Source organism: Streptomyces sp. NPDC002328, assembly GCF_042890065.1.
Lineage (GTDB): Bacteria > Actinomycetota > Actinomycetes > Streptomycetales > Streptomycetaceae > Streptomyces.
This window is the reverse complement of the sequence record NZ_JBIARQ010000003.1, coordinates 373,785-392,222: the sequence shown is the minus strand read 5'-3', so window position 1 is coordinate 392,222 and position 18,438 is coordinate 373,785. Positions and strand designations below refer to the sequence as shown.

At 73.2% G+C, this 18,438-nt stretch carries 14 protein-coding genes and 1 pseudogene; 11 read left to right on the top strand and 4 right to left on the bottom strand.

All coding sequences use genetic code 11. The features are described 5' to 3' along the window. Positions 1-22: 22 nt before the first annotated feature. Together ACFYX4_RS11475 and serC are read right to left on the bottom strand one after the other, a co-directional pair. The gene (locus ACFYX4_RS11475; RefSeq protein WP_389329663.1) at positions 23-430 is read right to left on the bottom strand and encodes a RidA family protein; all 408 of its coding nucleotides are present in this window, start codon (positions 428-430) and stop codon (positions 23-25) included. A 241-nt stretch (positions 431-671) separates the two neighbouring features. Next, positions 672-1,790 (bottom strand): phosphoserine transaminase, encoded by a 1,119-nt coding sequence (gene serC, locus ACFYX4_RS11470; RefSeq protein ID WP_389329660.1) that lies wholly within the window; start codon positions 1,788-1,790, stop codon positions 672-674. A gap of 160 nt (positions 1,791-1,950) precedes the next feature. On the opposite strand from serC, the gene ACFYX4_RS11465 reads away from it, so the two are divergent. The 11 genes and pseudogenes from ACFYX4_RS11465 to ACFYX4_RS11415 all read left to right on the top strand — a co-directional run bounded on the left by ACFYX4_RS11465 (position 1,951) and on the right by ACFYX4_RS11415 (position 17,448). Then, a complete protein-coding gene (locus tag ACFYX4_RS11465) occupies positions 1,951-4,971 on the top strand; it encodes an FAD-binding and (Fe-S)-binding domain-containing protein (protein WP_389329657.1) in 3,021 nt (1,006 codons plus the stop codon). Continuing rightward, positions 4,968-5,777: a metallophosphoesterase family protein gene (locus ACFYX4_RS11460; protein WP_389329654.1), complete on the top strand. Its 810-nt coding sequence runs from the start codon at positions 4,968-4,970 to the stop codon at positions 5,775-5,777. Before ACFYX4_RS11465 ends, ACFYX4_RS11460 begins: the two co-directional genes overlap by 4 nt. A gap of 118 nt (positions 5,778-5,895) precedes the next feature. Then, on the top strand, positions 5,896-6,855 hold the full coding sequence (locus tag ACFYX4_RS11455) for a DMT family transporter (RefSeq protein WP_389329651.1): 960 nt from the start codon (positions 5,896-5,898) through the stop codon (positions 6,853-6,855). Between the two features lie 108 nt (positions 6,856-6,963). Beyond that, a pseudogene (locus tag ACFYX4_RS11450) lies at positions 6,964-7,743 on the top strand (TIGR03084 family metal-binding protein); the annotation flags it as partial. 389 nt (positions 7,744-8,132) lie between these two features. Beyond that, positions 8,133-9,809, top strand: a complete 1,677-nt coding sequence (locus ACFYX4_RS11445; protein ID WP_389329648.1) for an acyclic terpene utilization AtuA family protein — start codon at positions 8,133-8,135, stop codon at positions 9,807-9,809. After that, positions 9,806-11,404 carry an acyl-CoA carboxylase subunit beta gene (locus tag ACFYX4_RS11440; protein WP_389329645.1) on the top strand — a complete coding sequence of 533 codons (1,599 nt, stop codon included), beginning with the start codon at positions 9,806-9,808 and terminating at the stop codon, positions 11,402-11,404. The genes ACFYX4_RS11445 and ACFYX4_RS11440 overlap by 4 nt, the downstream gene beginning before the upstream one ends. A gap of 11 nt (positions 11,405-11,415) precedes the next feature. Then, positions 11,416-13,269, top strand: coding sequence for a biotin carboxylase N-terminal domain-containing protein (locus tag ACFYX4_RS11435; protein ID WP_389329642.1), 1,854 nt, complete (start codon positions 11,416-11,418; stop codon positions 13,267-13,269). Between the two features lie 82 nt (positions 13,270-13,351). Next, entirely contained in the window at positions 13,352-14,482 is a 1,131-nt protein-coding gene (locus ACFYX4_RS11430) for an acyl-CoA dehydrogenase family protein (RefSeq protein ID WP_389329639.1), read from the top strand. A gap of 49 nt (positions 14,483-14,531) precedes the next feature. Next, complete coding sequence (locus ACFYX4_RS11425) at positions 14,532-16,103, top strand: 4-coumarate--CoA ligase family protein (RefSeq protein ID WP_389329636.1); 1,572 nt, start codon at positions 14,532-14,534, stop codon at positions 16,101-16,103. Then, the gene (locus ACFYX4_RS11420; RefSeq protein ID WP_389329633.1) at positions 16,100-16,843 is read left to right on the top strand and encodes an enoyl-CoA hydratase family protein; all 744 of its coding nucleotides are present in this window, start codon (positions 16,100-16,102) and stop codon (positions 16,841-16,843) included. The genes ACFYX4_RS11425 and ACFYX4_RS11420 overlap by 4 nt, the downstream gene beginning before the upstream one ends. Next, positions 16,831-17,448 carry a TetR/AcrR family transcriptional regulator gene (locus ACFYX4_RS11415; protein ID WP_389329630.1) on the top strand — a complete coding sequence of 206 codons (618 nt, stop codon included), beginning with the start codon at positions 16,831-16,833 and terminating at the stop codon, positions 17,446-17,448. The genes ACFYX4_RS11420 and ACFYX4_RS11415 overlap by 13 nt, the downstream gene beginning before the upstream one ends. 42 nt (positions 17,449-17,490) lie before the next feature. Here the strand turns inward: ACFYX4_RS11415 and pdxH are convergent, their stop codons facing one another. Both pdxH and ACFYX4_RS11405 read right to left on the bottom strand, forming a co-directional pair. Then, on the bottom strand, positions 17,491-18,120 hold the full coding sequence (pdxH, locus tag ACFYX4_RS11410) for a pyridoxamine 5'-phosphate oxidase (RefSeq protein ID WP_389330248.1): 630 nt from the start codon (positions 18,118-18,120) through the stop codon (positions 17,491-17,493). A gap of 123 nt (positions 18,121-18,243) precedes the next feature. After that, positions 18,244-18,402: an Arc family DNA-binding protein gene (locus ACFYX4_RS11405; protein WP_389329627.1), complete on the bottom strand. Its 159-nt coding sequence runs from the start codon at positions 18,400-18,402 to the stop codon at positions 18,244-18,246. Positions 18,403-18,438: the final 36 nt, after the last annotated feature.

Genomic DNA, 18,438 nt, shown 5'->3' with positions numbered 1-18,438 from the left:
GGCCGCACGGGCGGGCTTTCGCTCAGTCGATGACGGCGGTGACCTCGACTTCGACCAGGTGTTCGGGGATGTCCAGGGTTGCGACGCCCAGGAGTGTGGCCGGGGGGACCGGGGTTGTGCCCAGTCGGGATGCTGCCCGGCTGATGCCGTCCAGCAGCTGGGGCATCTTGTCGGGGGTCCAGTCGACGACGTGGACGTTGAGCTTCGCCACGTCGTCGAAGGAGGCGCCGGCCTCGGCCAGGGCGGTGGCGACGTTCATGTAGCACTGCTCGACCTGTGCGGCGAGGTCGCCTTCGCCGACCGTGACTCCATCGGCGTCCCAGGAGACCTGTCCGGCGACGAAGACCAGCTTCGAACCGGTCGCGATCGACACCTGCCGGTAGGCGTCGATCTCCGGCAGTCCACTCGGGTTCATCAGGGTGATGGCCATGCTGTTCAGCCTCCGTTGTCATGAGCGTCGGTGGGCTCGCCTGCGTCGAGCCGCGATGCCCTCGCTCTCTCGTGGTTACTCGGAAACCGTAAGAGAGTGAACGCTGACGTGGAAGAACGCACTTTTCGGTGACTGGGGAACCTGATGGTGACCAAGCAGTTCACGGGCTGCGGAGACGGCGAAGGGCGCCCGGTGTTCAGCACCGGGCGCCCTCAGGCCGTCGTCGTGGTCGCGGAAGCGGTCAGAGCTTCTCGATCACGTAGTCGACGCACTTCGTCAGGGCCTCGACGTCCGCCGGGTCGATCGCCGGGAACATCGCGACGCGGAGCTGGTTGCGGCCGAGCTTTCGGTAGGGCTCGGTGTCGACGATGCCGTTGGCGCGCAGGACCTTGGCGACGGCGGCGGCGTCGACCTCGTCGGAGAAGTCGATCGTGCCGATGACCGCCGAGCGCTTGGCCGGGTCGGTGACGAACGGGCTGGCGTACTTGACGTCCTCGGCCCAGCCGTAGAGCGTGCGCGCCGAGGTCGCCGTGCGGCGGACCGACCAGTCCAGGCCGCCCTGGCCGTTGATCCACTCCAGCTGCTGGTTCAGCAGGAAGAGCGTCGACAGGGCCGGGGTGTTGTACGTCTGGTTCTTGCGGGAGTTGTCGATCGCCGTCGGCAGCGAGAAGAACTCCGGGACATGGCGGCCGGAGGCGTGCACGCGCTCCGCGCGCTCGATCGCCGCCGGGGAGAAGACGCCGATCCACAGGCCGCCGTCGGAGGCGAAGGACTTCTGCGGGGCGAAGTAGTAGACGTCCGTCTCGGCGATGTCGACCGGGAGGCCGCCGGCGCCGGACGTGGCGTCCACCAGGACCAGCGCGCCCTCGTCGGCGCCCGCCACCCGCTTGAGGGGGGCGGCGACGCCGGTGGACGTCTCGTTGTGGGTGAAGGCGTAGACGTCGACGCCCGCCTCGGCCTCGGGCTCGGGGTGAGTGCCCGGGTCGGAGGAGATGACCGTGGGCTCGGCGAGCCAGGGGGCCAGCTGGGCGGCCTTGGCGAACTTCGAGCTGAACTCGCCGAAGCTGAGGTGCTGCGACTTGTTCTCGATCAGGCCGTGGGTCGCGATGTCCCAGAAGGCGGTCGAGCCGCCGTTGCCGAGGATCACCTCGTACCCGTCCGGGACCTGGAACAGCTCGGAGATGCCCTCGCGCACCTGGCCGACCAGGTTCTTGACCGGGGCCTGGCGGTGGGAGGTGCCGAGCAGGGAGGTGCCGGTGGCGGCCAGGGCGTCCAGCGCCTCCACCCGCACTTTGGAGGGGCCCGCGCCGAATCGACCGTCGGCGGGCTTGATGTCAGCAGGAATCTGGATCTCAGCCACGCACGCGAGCGTATCCGTTTCCGGAAACGCGGGCGAAACCTCGTCCGTCGGGTGAGACAGCGTTTTCGGGTGCGGGTTTCGGGAGCGGCTGTCGGGGGCGGGCTGAAGTGGCTGACGCCGCCTTCCCTCCGTCGGCTGTACGAACTGGTTTGCTGGACCCATGACGGATCTTGAGGCCGAGCTGCGCAGGGCCGTCCGAGGTGACGTCGGTTTCGACGTCACCTCCCGGGCGCTGGTCACCATGGACGCGTCCAACTACCGGCGGGTCCCGCTCGGCGTCGTCGCGCCCCGGGACGCCGACGACGTCGTCGCCGTGCTGGAGGTGTGCCGCGCGCACGGGACGCCGGTCGTGGCGCGCGGCGGCGGGACGTCGATCGCCGGGCAGGCCACCGGCGTCGGCGTCGTCCTCGACTTCACCCGGCACATGAACCGGATCGTGTCCCTCGACCCCAGCTCCCGAACGGCCGTCGTACAGCCGGGACTTGTCCTGGACCGGCTCCAGGAGGCCGCCGCGCCGCACGGCCTGCGCTTCGGCCCGGACCCCTCCACCCACAGCCGCTGCACGCTCGGCGGCATGATCGGCAACAACTCCTGCGGCGCGCACTCCGTGGCGTGGGGGACGACCGCCGACAACGTGCGGGAGCTCGACGTCGTCACCGCGCGCGGCGCGAGGCTGCGGCCGGGGCGGGGATGGGCCGGCGCGCCGGACGGGCTGCGGGCGCTCGTCGAGGGCGAACTCGCGCGCCTGCGCACCGGGTTCCCCGAGCTGCCCCGCCGTATCTCCGGGTACGCGCTGGACGCCCTGCTGCCGGAGAACGGCGGCGACGTCGCCCGCTCCCTCTGCGGCTCGGAAGGCACGCTGGCCGTGCTGACGGAGGCGGTCGTCGACCTCGTCGAAGCGCCACGCGCGCGTGCGCTCGCGGTGCTCGGGTACGCCGACGAGGCCGCCGCCGCCGAGGCCGCCGCCGGGCTGCTGCCCTACCGGCCGCTGACGGTCGAGGGCATGGCGGCCGACCTGGTGCCGTCCCCGGTGGGGCTGCCGCGGGGCGGGGCCTGGCTGTTCGTGGAGACGGGCGGCGAGTCGGCGGACGAGGCACGCGCGCGTGCGGAGACGATCGTGCGGGCGGCGGACGCCGTGGACGCGGCGGTGGTGACGGACGGGGCCGGGCAGCGCGTCCTGTGGCGGGTCCGCGAGGACGCCAGCGGCACCGCCACCCGGATGTCGGACGGCTCCGAGGCCTGGCCCGGCTGGGAGGACTGCGCGGTCCCGCCCGCCCGGCTCGGCCCGTACCTGCGCGACTTCCGCGCGCTGCTCACGGCGCACGGCCTGCGCGGCACCCCCTACGGGCACTTCGGCGACGGCTGCATCCACGTCCGCATCGACTTCGACCTGCTCACCAGGGCGGGCGTCGCCCGCTTCCGCCGCTTCTCGGAGGAGCTCGCCGAGCTGGTCACCGCCCACGGCGGCTCGCTGTCGGGCGAGCACGGCGACGGACAGGCGCGGGCGGAACTGCTGCCGAAGATGTACGGGACGGAACTGGTCGCCCTCTTCGAGCGGGCGAAGGCGATCTGGGACCCCGACGACCTGCTCAACCCGGGGATGCTGGTGCGGCCCGCCCCGCTGGACGCCGGTCTGCGCTTCTCCGTCCTGCCCCGCGAACCCGTCGACGTGGCCTTCGGCTACCCCGGCGACGCCGGCGACTTCTCGGCGGCCGTCCGGCGCTGCGTCGGCGTCGCCAAGTGCCGTACGACGACGGCGTCCGGGCCCGCCGTGATGTGCCCCTCCTTCCGCGTCACCGGCGAGGAACGGCACTCCACGCGCGGGCGGGCCCGGCTGCTGCACGAGATGCTCGCGGGCGAGCTGGTCACCGACGGCTGGCGCTCGGAGGAGGTGCGCGAGGCGCTGGACCTGTGCCTGTCCTGCAAGGGCTGCCGCTCCGACTGCCCGGTCGAGGTCGACATGGCCACGTACAAGGCGGAGTTCCTGCACCACCACTACGAGGGCCGCCGACGCCCGGCCGCGCACTACAGCATGGGCCGGCTCCCCGTGTGGCTGCGCTGGGCGAGCCGTACGCGCGCGGCGGGGGTGGCCAACGCGCTGGCCTCGGCGGGGCCGGTGGCGTGGGCGGTGAAGCGGGCGGGCGGGATCGCGCCGGAGCGGGCGATTCCGCGGCTGGCGCGGGAGACGTTCAGCGGCTGGTGGCGGAAGCGTTCCGGTCATCCGGACGCCGACGATCACGGTCGCTCCGGTGCCGCGGGTGATCTCGTCGTGCTGTGGCCCGACACCTTCACCGAGCATCTCTCGCCGTCCGTCGGGCGGGCCGCCGTCCGCGTGCTGGAGGCGGCGGGACTGCGGGTCGCGCTGCCGCCGACGCTGCGGATGCGCGGCCGGCCCGTCGGCGACGCCCGCTCCCGCTCCGCCCTCCGCCTGCTGACGGCCCGCCGCGGCCGTGTCTGCTGCGGGCTGACGTACGTCTCCACCGGGCAGCTCGACCACGCGCGCGTGGTGCTGCGCCGCACCCTCGACCTGATGGAACCGGTGCTGGAGACGGACGCGCCGGTCGTCGTGCTGGAGCCGAGCTGCGCGGCGGCCCTGCGCGCGGACCTGCCCGAGCTGCTGCACGACGACCCGCGCGCGGCACGTCTCGCCGCACGCGTCCTCACCTTCGCGGAGGCCCTGGAGCGCCACGCGCCCGACTGGAGGCCACCGCGCCTGGACCGTCCGGCGGTCGGCCAGACCCACTGCCATCAGCACGCGGTGCTGGGCGACGCGGCCGACCGCCGTCTGCGCGAGGCCGCGGGGCTCACCGGCGGCCTGAGCGGCGGCTGCTGCGGCCTCGCCGGCGACTTCGGCTTCACGAAAGGACACTTCGAGGTGTCGGTGGCGTGCGCGGAGGAACGGCTGCTGCCGTCGGTGCGGGAGGCGCCCGCGGGCGCGGCGGTCCTGGCGGACGGCTACTCCTGCCGGACACAGCTGGAGCAGCTGGCGGGGGTACGGGGGCGGCATCTCGCGGAGGTGCTGGCGGAGGGGCTGACGGAGGGGGCGGCGGGGTGTGCGGGGGAGGAGGGTGCGACACCGGCGGAGGGGGCGTTGCGGTGTCCGGCGGAGGGGGCGGAGGGGGCGGAGGAACGGGAGAAGCGTGCGGCGGAGGGGCCGGACGTGGGAGGGGAGGAGGCGTGAGCGGTGAGTACGCGCGCGTGGCCGTCCTCTCCGACATTCACGGAGTGCTGCCCGCCCTGGAGGCCGTCCTCGCCGAGCCCGACGTCGCCGCGGCCGACCGCGTCGTCCTGACCGGCGACATCACCGCGGGCCCGCACTCCGCCGAGGTCCTCGACCTGCTGCGGGCCCAGGGCGGGCGGGTGCTGTGGGTCGGCGGCAACGCGGACCGGGAGCTGGTCGAGTACCGGCGCGGCGCCCGCACCGACATCCCGGACCCCATCGGCCCGTACGCCGCGGACGCCCTCCGCCCCGAACAGGTCGACTTCCTCGAAGGCCTCCCGAACACCCTCACCCTGACCGTCCGCGGACTCGGCGAGGTCCTCTTCTGCCACGCGACACCCCGCGACGACGAGGAGGTCGTCCTCGTCGACTCCCGTCCGGCCCGCTGGACGGAGGTCTTCGAGGACCTGCCGGACGCGGTGCGCACGGTGGTCTGCGGCCACACCCACATGCCGTACGTCCGCCTCGCGCACGGCCGTCTGGTGGTCAACCCGGGCAGTGTCGGCATGCCGTACGGCCGCGTGGGCGCCCACTGGTGCCTGCTCGGGCCGGGCGTCGAGTTGCGGGTGACGCCGTACGACATTCCGGCGGCCGTCGCCCGGCTCGTCGCGGAGTGCGGCTACCCCGGCATCGCCGACTGGGCGGACACCTACCTCCACGCGCGCGTGACGGACACGGAGGCGCTGGAGGTCTTCGGGCGCAGGGACGGGCGGGCGGACGGGCGGGGTGAAGGGCAGGGGGACGGGCAGGAGCCGTCCGGTATATGAGATGACACGGCGACAGTTGCCAATTCGCTTCACACTCCTGACGTAGTCCATTACCGTGGACTCGGCAGTACAGCGCGATGCACGAACGCCTTCCCGAGACGAGCCCCCAGGACCGCCCGTGAGCACCTCCGACACCGCCGCCACACCGACCTCGTCGTCGCGAGCCGCCGCCGCTGGGCCGGGCGCTTCGGCCGAGTCCGGTCCGGGTGGGCGCTGGGGATCCCTCGGGCCCGTCGGGCTGGTGCTCGCCGGGGGCGTGTCCGTGCAGTTCGGGGGTGCGCTCGCGGTGACGCTGATGCCGAGGGCGGGCGCGCTGGGCGTGGTCGCGCTGCGGCTGCTGGTGGCGGCCGTGGTGCTGCTCGTCGTCTGCCGGCCGCGGCTGCGCGGGCACTCGCGGGCCGACTGGGGGACCGTCGTCGTCTTCGGCGTCACGATGGCCGCGATGAACGGCCTCTTCTACCAGGCGGTCGCCCGCATTCCGCTGGGCCCGGCGGTCACCCTCGAGGTCCTCGGCCCGCTCGCCCTGTCGGTGCTGGCGTCGCGGCGCGCGGTCAACCTGATCTGGGCGGGCCTCGCCCTCGCGGGCGTGTTCCTGCTCGGCGGCGGGGGCTTCGGCGGCCTCGACCCGCTGGGCGTGGCGTTCGCGCTGGGCGCGGGCGCGATGTGGGCGGCGTACATCGTCTTCAGCGCCCGCACGGGCCGCCGCTTCCCCCAGGCGGACGGGCTGGCGCTGGCGATGGCGGTGGGCGCGCTGCTGTTCGTGCCGCTGGGGCTGATCGAGTCGGGCACGAAGTTGCTCGACCCGGTGACGCTGGGGCTGGGGGCGGCGGTGGCGCTCCTGTCCTCCGTCCTGCCGTACACCCTCGAACTGCTCGCCCTGCGCAAGCTCCCCGCCGCCACCTTCGCCATCCTGATGAGCCTGGAGCCCGCCCTCGCCGCCGCGGCCGGCTTCCTGATCCTCGACCAGGCGCTCACCACCACGGAGGCCGCGGCGATCGCCCTGGTCATCGCGGCGAGCATGGGCGCGGTGCGGACGCAGGTGGGGCGGGGCAAGGTGAAGACCGCGCCGGAGGCCTGAGGGCGACACGCGTGCGTGTGCGTCACGCCTCATGTGCGACACGCGTGCGCCCATTAAATAATGCAAGCACGCTTGCTTGTTTCAGGGCTCGCTGCCATGCTCCTCCCCATGGCCGACCCCACGCCCGTGCTAGACGACCTGCGTGCCGAGAGCGACGAACTCGACCGGCTGGTAGCCGAGTTGACGTCGGAGCAGTGGGCGCTTCCGACGCCCGCCCCCGGCTGGACCGTCGCCCACCAGATCGCGCACCTCGCCTGGACCGACCGTGCCTCTGTGCTGGCGGTGACCGACCAGGACGCCTTCTCCCGCGAGGTCGAGAAGGCGCTGACCGCGCCCGGCGACTTCGTGGACAACGGCGCGGAGGAGGGGGCGCGCAAACCCCCGTCGGAGTTGCTCGCGGAGTGGCGGGACGGGCGTGAGGCCCTCCAGAAAGCCCTGCGGGCGGCTCACGAGGGGGCGCGTTTCCCCTGGTACGGCCCGCCCATGGCTGCCGCCTCCATGGCCACCGCCCGTCTCATGGAGACCTGGGCGCACGGTCTGGACGTGGCGGACGCGTTGGGCGTCGCGCCCGAGCCGAGTGACCGGCTCCGGCACATCGTCCGCCTCGGCGTCCGCACCCGCGACTTCGCCTTCGGCGTGCACGGGATGTCCGTGCCGTTCGAGGAGTTCCGCGTCGAACTCCGCAGTCCGGGGGGCGACTTGTGGGTCTTCGGCCCCGAGGACGCCGAGGACCGCGTCACCGGCCCCGCCCTCGACTTCTGCCGCCTCGTCACCCAGCGCGCCCACCGCGCCGACCTCGCCCTGCACGCCGAGGGCCCCGACGCCGACCGCTGGCTGGACATCGCACAGGCCTTCGCGGGCCCACCCGGCTCCGGCCGCGCGCCGAAGACGGCCGACACGGGGGTGCTGGACGCCGTGGGGAGGGCGGGCGAGGCCGAAGGGGCGGGCGACGCCGGGAAGCCGGACGACGCCGGGAAGGCCAGCGACGCCGTGCAGGCGGGTGATGCCGAAAAGGCCAGTGACGCCGAAGAGGCAAGCGACGCCGGGAAGCCGGACGACGCCGGAAAGGCCAGCGACGCCGGGCAGGCGGGCCACGCCGAGAAGGCCAGCGAAACCGGGAAGCCGGACGACGCCGGGAAGGCCAGCGACGCCGCGCAGGCGGGTGATGCCGAAAAGGCCAGTGAGGCCGAAGAGGCAAGCGACGCCGGGAAGCCGGACGACGCCGGAAAGGCCAGCGACGCCCAGAAGGCGGGCGACGCCGGAAAGGGGTCGGCTCGGTGAGCGTGTTGCGTGTTGGCAACGCCTCCGGGTTCTACGGCGACCGGTTCGACGCCTTTCGCGAGATGCTCACCGGTGGTGAGCTCGACGTCCTCACCGGGGACTACCTCGCCGAGCTCACCATGCTGATCCTCGGCCGGGACCGGCTGAAGGACCCCTCCGCCGGATACGCCCGCACCTTCCTGCGCCAGCTCGAAGAGACCCTCGGCCTCGCCCACGACCGCCGCGTCCGCGTCGTCACCAACGCCGGCGGCCTCAACCCCGCCGCTCTCGCCGACGCCGTGCGCACGCTGGCGGACCGGCTCGGCATCCCGGTGCGCGTCGCGCACGTCGAGGGCGACGACCTCGGACCCCGCTACCCCGACAGTCTCACCGCCCACGCCTACCTCGGCGGCTTCGGCATCGCCGCCTGCCTGAAGGAGGGCGCGGACGTCGTGGTCGCCGGGCGCGTGACCGACGCCGCCCTGGTCACCGGGCCCGCCGCCGCCCACTTCGGCTGGGGCCCGACGGACTTCGACCGGCTCGCGGGAGCCGTCGTCGCCGGGCACGTCCTGGAGTGCGGGACGCAGGCCACCGGCGGCAACCACGCCTTTTTCCGCGCGGGCGACGTCCGCCGCCCCGGCTTCCCGCTCGCCGAGCTCCACGCCGACGGCAGCAGCGTCATCACCAAGCACCCGGGGACGGGCGGCTTCGTCGACGTCGGCACGGTGACCGCCCAACTGCTCTACGAGACCGGCGGCGCCCGGTACGCGGGACCGGACGTCACCGCCCGCCTGGACACCGTACGGCTCGCCCAGGAGGGGCCGGACCGGGTGCGGATCGACGGCGTGCGCGGTGAGGCCCCGCCGCCGACCCTCAAGGTCGGCCTCAGCCGGCTCGGCGGCCACCGCAACGAGGTCGTCTTCGTGCTCACCGGGCTCGACATCGAGGCGAAGGCGGCGCTGGTACGGGAGCAGATGGGGGAGGTGTTCGCCAAGTCCCGTCCACAGGAGGTGGACTGGGAACTCGTCCGCACCGACCGGGCCGACGCCGACACCGAGGAGACCGCGAGCGCGCTGCTCCGGCTCGTCGTCCGCGACCCGGACGAGGCCGCCGTCGGACGGGCGCTGAGCGGCGCGGCCGTCGAACTGGCGCTGGCGAGCTACCCCGGCTTCCACGTCCTCGCCCCGCCCGGCAGGGGCTCCCCCTACGGGGTGTTCGAGGCCGCGTACGTCCCGCAGGACACCGTGGAGCACACGGCCGTCCTCGACGACGGACGCCGCGTGCCCGTGCCCCCGGCGTCCGTCGCCCTCGACCTGGACGCCGTGCCGGAACCGCCGCTGCCCGACCCCCTGCCGGCCGGTCCCGTGAGGGCGGCGCCCCTGGGGCTCGTCGCCGGCGCCCGCAGCGGCGACAAGGGCGGGGACGCCAACGTCGGCGTGTGGGTGCGCACCGACGAGGCCTGGCGCTGGCTCGTCCACACGCTGACCGTGGACCGCTTCCGGCAGCTGATCCCGGAGAGCGCCCGGCTCACGGTCACCCGGCACGTCCTGCCCGAGCTGCGCGCGCTGAACTTCGTCGTCGAGGGACTCCTCGGCGCCGGCGTCGCCTCCCGGCACCGCTTCGACCCGCAGGCCAAGGCCCTCGGCGAATGGCTGCGCTCCCGCCACCTGGACATCCCGGAGGCCCTCCTGTGACCGTCCTGACGTCCGCCCTCGATCCCCACGGCCCCGACTTCCACGCCCACCGCGAGGCGATGCTCGCCAAGCTGGACCAGCTGACCGCCGAGCACGCCAAGGCGCTGGCGGGCGGCGGCGAGAAGTACGTCGCCCGGCACCGCGCGCGCGGGAAGCTCCTCGCCCGTGAGCGCATCGAACTGCTCCTCGATCCCGACACGCCGTTCCTGGAGCTGTCGCCGCTGGCCGCGTGGGGCAGCGAGTACGCGGTCGGCGCCTCGCTCGTCACCGGGATCGGGGTCGTCGAGGGCGTGGAGTGCCTGATCACGGCCAACGACCCGAGCGTGCGCGGCGGCGCGAGCAACCCGTGGTCGCTGAAGAAGGCCCTGCGGGCGAACGACATCGCGCTCGCCAACCGGCTGCCGTGCATCAGCCTGGTGGAGTCGGGCGGCGCGGACCTGCCCTCCCAGAAGGAGATCTTCATCCCGGGCGGGGCGATCTTCCGGGACCTGACCCGGCTGTCCGCCGCCGGCGTCCCGACCGTCGCCGTCGTCTTCGGCAACTCCACCGCCGGGGGCGCGTACATTCCCGGCATGTCCGACCACGTGATCATGGTCAAGGAGCGGGCGAAGGTGTTCCTCGGCGGTCCGCCGCTGGTGAAGATGGCCACCGGCGAGGAGAGCGACGACGAGTCGCTGGGCGGCGCGGAGATGCACGCGCGCGTGTCGGGCCTCGCGGACTACTTCGCCGTCGACGAGCGGGACGCGCTGCGGCAGGCACGCCGCGTGGTGGCCCGCCTCAACCACCGCAAGGCGTACGAGGATCCCGGCCCGGCCGTCCCTCCGAAGTATGACCCCGAAGAGCTTTTGGGGATCGTGCCCGGCGATCTGCGCACGCCCTTCGACCCGCGCGAGGTGATCGCGCGGATCGTCGACGCCTCCGACTTCGACGAGTTCAAGCCGCTGTACGGGACGAGCCTGGTCACCGGCTGGGCGGCCCTGCACGGCTATCCGGTCGGCATCCTGGCGAACGCCCAGGGCGTGCTGTTCAGCGAGGAGTCGCAGAAGGCCGCCCAGTTCATCCAGCTCGCCAACCAGAGGGACATCCCGCTGCTCTTCCTGCACAACACCACCGGCTACATGGTCGGCAAGGAGTACGAGCAGGGCGGCATCATCAAGCACGGCGCGATGATGATCAACGCGGTGTCCAACTCGCGCGTGCCGCACCTGTCCGTGCTCATGGGCGCGTCGTACGGCGCCGGGCACTACGGGATGTGCGGGCGGGCCTACGACCCGCGCTTCCTGTTCGCCTGGCCCAGCGCCAAGTCGGCCGTCATGGGCCCGCAGCAGCTCGCCGGGGTGCTCTCCATCGTCGCCCGCCAGTCGGCCGCCGCGAAGGGACAGCCCTACGACGAGGACGCGGACGCCGCGCTGCGCGCCATGGTGGAGCAGCAGATCGAGTCGGAGTCGCTGCCGATGTTCCTGTCGGGCCGGCTGTACGACGACGGCGTCATCGACCCGCGCGACACCCGCACCGTACTCGGGATGTGCCTGTCGGCCGTCCACACGGCGCCGTACGAGGGTGCGCGCGGCGGCTTCGGCGTCTTCCGGATGTGAGGGACTGCTCAGTGATCACTTCTCTGCTGGCCGCCAACCGCGGCGAGATCGCCTGCCGCGTCTTCCGCACCTGCCGCGAGGCGGGCATCCGGACGGTCGCCGTGCACTCGGACGCCGACGAGAACGCCCTCCACGCACGCGTGGCCGACGCGGCCGTACGCCTGCCGGGCGCGTCCCCCGCCGAGACCTATCTGCGGGCCGACCTGATCGTGAAGGCGGCGGTGGCGGCGGGCGCGGACGCCGTGCACCCCGGATACGGCTTCCTCTCGGAGAACGCCGACTTCGCGCGCGCCGTCCTGGACGCGGGCCTGGTCTGGATCGGGCCGCCGCCGGAGGCGATCGAGGCGATGGCGTCCAAGACGCGCGCCAAGGCGCTCATGGGCCTCGCCCCCCTGCGCGCGGACGAGTTGACGGACGCCGACCTTCCGGTGCTGGTGAAGGCGGCCGCGGGCGGCGGCGGGCGCGGCATGCGCGTCGTACGCCGTCTGGCGGACCTGGACGGCGCTCTGGAGGCCGCGCGCGCCGAGGCGGCGAGCGCCTTCGGCGACGGGGAGGTCTTCGTCGAGCCGTACGTCGAGAACGGCCGCCATGTGGAGGTGCAGATCCTCGCCGACGCGCACGGCACGGTGTGGGCGCTCGGCACGCGCGACTGCTCCCTCCAGCGCCGTCACCAGAAGGTCGTCGAGGAGGCCCCGGCCCCCGGCCTCTCCGACGCGCTCACGGAGGAGATCCGGGCCCTCGCCGTGCGGGCCGCCCGCGCCGTGGACTACGTCGGCGCGGGCACCGTCGAGTTCCTCGTCGCCGACGGCCGGGCGCACTTCCTGGAGATGAACACCCGCCTCCAGGTCGAACACCCCGTCACGGAGGCGGTGTTCGGCCTGGACCTGGTGGCCGAGCAGATCCGGATCGCCGAAGGACACGCCCTCGCCCCCGAACCCCCACGCGCGCGCGGCCACGCCGTGGAGGCCCGCCTCTACGCCGAGGACCCGGCGGCCGGCTGGACGCCGCAGACCGGGGTCCTGCACCGCCTCGACGTCCCGGACGCCGTCCGCCTGGACACCGGCTACGCCGACGGCGACACGATCGGCGTGCACTACGACCCGATGCTCGCCAAGGCCGTCGCCCACGCCCCCACGCGCGCGGAGGCGATCCGCGCGCTGGCCGCCGCGCTGGAGCGGGCGACGATCCACGGCCCCGCCACCAACCGCGACCTCCTCGTCCGCTCCCTGCGCCACGAGGAGTTCGCCTCCGCCCGCATGGACACAGGCTTCTACGACCGCCACCTCGCCTCGCTCACCGAGCCGGCCCCGGATCCGTACGCCCCGCTCGCGGCGGCCCTCGCCGAGGCGCACGGCCGCTCCCGCTTCGGCGGCTGGCGCAACCTGCCGTCCCAGCCGCAGATCAGGCGGTACGCGGTCGGCGGCGCGGAGCACGAGGTCCGTTACCACCACACCCGGGACGGTCTGACGGCGGACGGCGTGCGGGTCGTGCACGCCGGCGCGGACCTGGTGGTCCTGGAAGCGGGCGGCGTCCGCCGCCGGTTCGAGGTCGCCAGGTACGGCGACCAGGTCCACGTCAACGCCACGACCCTCACGGCCCTGCCCCGCTTCCCCGCCCCGACCGCCGAACGCGCCCCCGGCTCCCTCCTGGCCCCCATGCCGGGCACGGTCGTCAAGGTCGCGGACGGTCTCATCACCGGATCGAGTGTCCGAACCGGCGAACCGCTGGTCTGGCTCGAAGCGATGAAGATGCAACACGTCATCGCGTCCCCGACAACGGGCACGGTGACAGCCCTGCAAGTGACGGAAGGACAACAGGTGCAGCTCGGGGCGCTCTTGGCGGTGGTTGAGAGCAACCAACCTTGAAGGGGCGCGGGGCCGTGTCGATATGCGGCTCTGCCGCGCGATCGCGATCAGCCACGACGATGCCGCACACGAAGGAGCCACAGTGACCGACCTCATCGAGTCCGAAGAGCACAAAGCCCTCCGCAAGGCAGTCGCAGCCTTCGCCAAGGACCATCCCGACGCGGGAAACCGGACCCTCTGGCAGGAAGCAGCCAAGCTCGGCTACATCTCCGTCAACCTGCCGGAGGCATACGGCGGCGGCGGAGGCGGCATCACCGAACTCTCGCTCATCCTCGAAGAGCTCGGCACCGCCGGCAACCCCCTCCTCATGATGATCGTCTCCCCGGCGATCTGCGGCACGGTCATCGCCCGCTTCGGCACCGAAGCCCAGAAACAGCAGTGGCTGCCCTCCCTCGCGGACGGCTCCCGCCTCATGGCCTTCGGCATCACGGAGCCCGACGCCGGCTCCAACAGCCACCGCATCACGACCACGGCCCGCCGCGACGGCACGGACTGGCTGCTCACCGGCCGCAAGGTGTTCGTCTCCGGCGTGGACATCGCGGACGCGACCCTCGTCGTCGGCCGCACGGAGGACGCCCGCACCGGCCGGCTGAAGCCCTGCCTGTTCATCGTCCCGCGGGACGCGCCCGGCTTCACCCGCCGCAAGATCGACATGGAGCTCCAGAGCGAGGAGAAGCAGTTCGAGCTGGTCCTCGACGACGTCCGGCTGCCCGCCGACGCCCTCGTCGGCGACGAGGACGCGGGCCTGCTCCAGCTGTTCGCCGGCCTCAACCCGGAACGCATCATGACGGCCGCCTTCGCGATCGGCATGGGCCGTCACGCGCTGACGAAGGCGATCGAGTACGCGCGCGACCGCACCGTCTGGAAGACCCCCATCGGCGCCCACCAGGCCATCGCGCACCCCCTCGCCCAGGCCCACATCGACCTCGAACTGGCCCGTCTGATGATGCAGAAGGCGGCCCACCTGTACGACGCGGGCGACGACGCCGGCGCGGGCGAGGCCGCCAACATGGCGAAGTACGCGGCGGGGGAGGCCTGTGTGAAGGCGGTCGACCAGGCCGTCCACACCCTCGGCGGCAACGGCCTCACCCGTGAGTTCGGCCTCGCCCGGTTGATAACGGCCGCACGCGTGGCTCGTATTGCCCCGGTGAGCCGGGAGATGATTCTCAACTACGTCTCCCACCAGACCCTGGGTCTGCCCAAGTCGTACTGATCAGCACGGTGTCGTGCCCGTCGCGGCGCCCGTCGCGCGAGGAGGAACCATGTTCCGCAGCGAGTACGCAGACGTCCCGCCCGTAGACCTGCCCATCCACGACGCCGTCCTCGGCCGGGCCGCCGAGTTCGGCGACCGGCCGGCCCTCGTCGACGGCACCGACGGCACCACCCTCACGTACGAGCAGCTGGACCGCTTCCACCGGCGCGTCGCCGCCGCGCTCGCGGAGGCCGGCGTCCGCAAGGGCGACGTGCTCGCCCTGCACAGCCCGAACACGGTCGCCTTCCCGATCGCGTTCTACGCCGCCACACGCGCGGGGGCCACGGTCACCACCGTGCACCCGCTCGTCACCGCCGAGGAGTTCGCCAAGCAGCTCGACGACTCGGCCGCCCGCTGGATCGTCACCGTCTCGCCGCTGCTGGAGACCGCCCGGCGGGCCGCCGAACTCGCGGGCGGGGTCGAGGAGATCTTCGTCTGCGACAGCGCCTCCGGGCACCGCTCGCTCATCGACATGCTCGCCTCGGCGGCCCCCGAGCCGCACATCGCCGTCGACCCGGCGCAGGACGTGGCGGCCCTGCCGTACTCCTCCGGCACCACCGGCGTCCCCAAGGGCGTCATGCTCACGCACCGTCAGATCGCCACCAACCTGGCCCAGCTCGAACCGGCGATCTCCGCGGGCCCCGGCGACCGCATCCTCGCCGTCCTGCCCTTCTTCCACATCTACGGCCTGACCGCACTGATGAACGCGCCCCTGCGCACGGGGGCGACCGTCGTCGTGCTGCCCCGCTTCGACCTGGAGACGTTCCTCGCGGCCATCCAGAACCACCGCATCACCGGCCTGTACGTCGCCCCGCCGATCGTCCTCGCCCTCGCCAAGCACCCGGCGGTCGCCCGGTACGACCTGACCACGCTCCAGTACGTCATCAGCGCCGCCGCGCCCCTGGACGCCGCCCTCGCCGCCGCCTGCTCGAAGCGTCTGAACCTGCCGCCCGTCGGCCAGGCCTACGGCATGACGGAACTGTCGCCCGGCACCCATGTCGTCCCGCTCGCCGCCATGAGCGACGCCCCCGCGGGCACCGTCGGCCGGCTCATCGCCGGCACCGAGATGCGCGTCGTCTCCCTCGACGACCCCGGCAAGGACCTCGGCGTCGGCGAGCCCGGCGAGATCCTCATCCGCGGTCCCCAGGTCATGAAGGGCTACCTGGGCCGTCCCGACGCCACCGCCGCCATGATCGACGCCGACGGCTGGCTGCACACCGGTGACATAGGCCGCGTCGACGAGGACGGCTGGCTCTTCGTCGTCGACCGGGTCAAGGAACTCATCAAGTACAAGGGCTTCCAGGTCGCCCCCGCGGAACTGGAGGCGCTGCTGCTCACCCACCCCGGCATCGCGGACGCCGCCGTCATCGGCCGCTACGACGACGACGGCAACGAGGCGCCCCACGCCTACGTCGTCCGCCAGCCCACCGCCACCGGCCTCTCCGAGGGGGAGGTCGCCATGTACGTCGCCGAACGGGTCGCCCCGTACAAGCGCGTCCGCCACGTCACCTTCATCGACGCCGTGCCGCGCGCCGCCTCCGGGAAGATCCTGCGCCGGCAGCTCAGGGAGGAACCCGCATGACATCGCTGATCGGCCGCACGCGCGCGCGGGGCGTCGAGACCCTCAGCCTCGACTCACCCGACACCCGCAACGCCCTGTCGCGCGCGCTCGTGGCCGAACTGACCGACGCGCTGAAGCGGTGCGGCGAGGACCTCGACGTACGCGCCGTGGTGCTCACGCACACCGGGAACACCTTCTGCGCGGGGGCCGACCTGCGCGACCCGCCGCCCGCCGAGGCCCTCACCGGGCTGCTGGAGCGGATCGTCAGACTGCGCAAGCCCGTCGTGGCCCGCGTCGCCGGCCACGTACGGGCGGGCGGCCTCGGACTGCTCGGCGCCTGCGACATCGCCGTCGCCTCCGACACGGCGACCTTCGCGTTCACCGAGGTCCGCATCGGCGTCGCGCCAGCCGTCATCTCGCTGCCGCTGCTGCCCCGCGTCGACCCGCGCGCCCTGGCCCGCTACTGCCTCACCGGCGAGACCTTCCGTGCACCGGAGGCGGCCCGCATCGGCCTGGTCACGACCGCCGCCGACGGCCCCGACCCCGACGAGGCCCTCACCCCTGTGCTCGACGGCCTGCGCCGGGCCGCCCCCGAAGCCCTGGCCAGGACGAAGGAGCTGCTCACGGCTAAGGTTCTTCAGGCCTTCATCGAGGACGCGGGCGAGATGGACAGACTCTCGGCCTCGCTGTTCTCCCAGCCCGACGCACGCGAGGGGATGACGGCCTTCCTCGAACGACGGGAGCCCGCATGGGTGCTGTGACCACGGCCGACCGTGTCCCGGGCGACCGCGCGCCCAAACAGGACCGCAGCCGGGCCACCCGGCAGCGGCTCCTGGAAGCCGCCGTGGCCTGCCTCGCCGAACACGGCTGGGCGGGCTCCACGGTCTCCGTCGTCGCCGAACGCGCCGGCGTCTCCCGGGGCGCGGCCCAGCACCACTTCCCCACCCGCGAGGACCTCTTCACCGCCGCCGTCGAATACGTCGCCGAGGAACGCTCCACCGCCCTGCGGGCCCTGTTCCCCGACGGCGCGGCGGGCGACCGCCACGCCGTGGTGGCCGCCCTGGTCGACCTCTACACCGGGCCCCTCTTCCGCGCCGCCCTCCACCTGTGGGTCGCTGCCTCCGACGAGGAGCAGCTCCGCCCCCGCGTCACCGAACTGGAAGCCCGCGTCGGCCGCGAGACCCACCGCATCGCCGTCCAGCTGCTCGCCGCCGACGAATCGCGCCCCGGCGCCCGCGAAACCGTCCAGGGTCTTCTGGACATGGCCCGGGGCCTCGGCCTCGCCAACCTCCTCACCGACGACACCGCCCGCCGCGGACGGGTCGTCGCCCAGTGGGCGACACTGCTGGACGAGGTGCTGGGCTGACCAGCAGACGCGCTGGGCGCACCCGCGGGCGTCCCGGGACGCTCAGGGGCTGAGGCGCTCCACCCGCCAGCTGCCGTCCGGCTCCGCGGCGAAGCGCAGGCGGTCGTGCAGGCGGTTCTCCCGCCCCTGCCAGAACTCGACCGACTCGGGCACCACCCGGAAGCCGCCCCAGTGGGGCGGCACCGGGACCTGGTCGCCCTCCGGATAGCGGGCCGCCAGCTCGGCGTACGAGGCGTCCAGGTCGGCGCGGCCGGCGATCACCGAGGACTGGGCGCTGGACCAGGCGCCGAGCTGGGAGCCGTGCGGCCGGGTGCGGAAGTACGCGGCGGTCTCATCGCGCCCCGTGCGCCGGGCCACGCCGCGCACGATGACCTGCCGTGCCATCTGATGCCACGGGAAGAGCAACGAGACGTACGGGTTCTCGGCGAGGTCGCGGCCCTTGCGGGAGTCGTAGTTGGTGTAGAAGACGAAGCCCCGCTCGTCGAAGTGCTTCAGCAGCACCGTGCGGGAACTGGGCCGCCCCTCGGCGTCCGCCGTCGAGACGACCATCGCGTTCGGCTCGAACAGGTGAGCCTCCGCCGCCGCCTGCTTGAACCAGCGCGCGAACTGCTCGACCGGCGTGGCGGCCAGATCGGCTTCGGCGAGGCCCTCGGCCCGGTACTGCTTGCGCATCGAGGCGGGGTCGGGGGAGGAGGAGTCTGCGGCGTTCACCGGGTTCCTCCGAGGTTGCCCCGGCCTTCAGGCCGGGGAGGAATCGGGTACCTGCGGAGCGGGGCAGGGAAAGCCGAATCGCCGTCAGGGCGATTCGGCGTCTGCCGCGGCGGCGTCGCGTTCGGCCTCCAGCCGGTAGACGATCTCGGAGTTGAGGGACCGGCGAGCGGACCTGGCCTGAGCGGCAAGCCACTCGTGCAGCTGTGCGGGCAGACGGAGGGTGATGCGTTTCTCTTCATCCATGACTCCAGAATAGTGGCTTGCCGACTCTTGCCGAGT

Excerpts from the sequence above, each read along its gene's own strand:
- ACFYX4_RS11405 (WP_389329627.1), bottom strand. The coding sequence starts at position 18,402 with ATGGATGAAGAGAAACGCATCACCCTCCGTCTGCCCGCACAGCTGCAC.
- pdxH (WP_389330248.1), bottom strand. The coding sequence starts at position 18,120 with ATGCGCAAGCAGTACCGGGCCGAGGGCCTCGCCGAAGCCGATCTGGCC.
- ACFYX4_RS11415 (WP_389329630.1), top strand. The coding sequence starts at position 16,831 with ATGGGTGCTGTGACCACGGCCGACCGTGTCCCGGGCGACCGCGCGCCC.
- ACFYX4_RS11465 (WP_389329657.1), top strand. The coding sequence starts at position 1,951 with ATGACGGATCTTGAGGCCGAGCTGCGCAGGGCCGTCCGAGGTGACGTC.
- ACFYX4_RS11475 (WP_389329663.1), bottom strand. The coding sequence starts at position 430 with ATGGCCATCACCCTGATGAACCCGAGTGGACTGCCGGAGATCGACGCC.
- ACFYX4_RS11425 (WP_389329636.1), top strand. The coding sequence starts at position 14,532 with ATGTTCCGCAGCGAGTACGCAGACGTCCCGCCCGTAGACCTGCCCATC.
- ACFYX4_RS11420 (WP_389329633.1), top strand. The coding sequence starts at position 16,100 with ATGACATCGCTGATCGGCCGCACGCGCGCGCGGGGCGTCGAGACCCTC.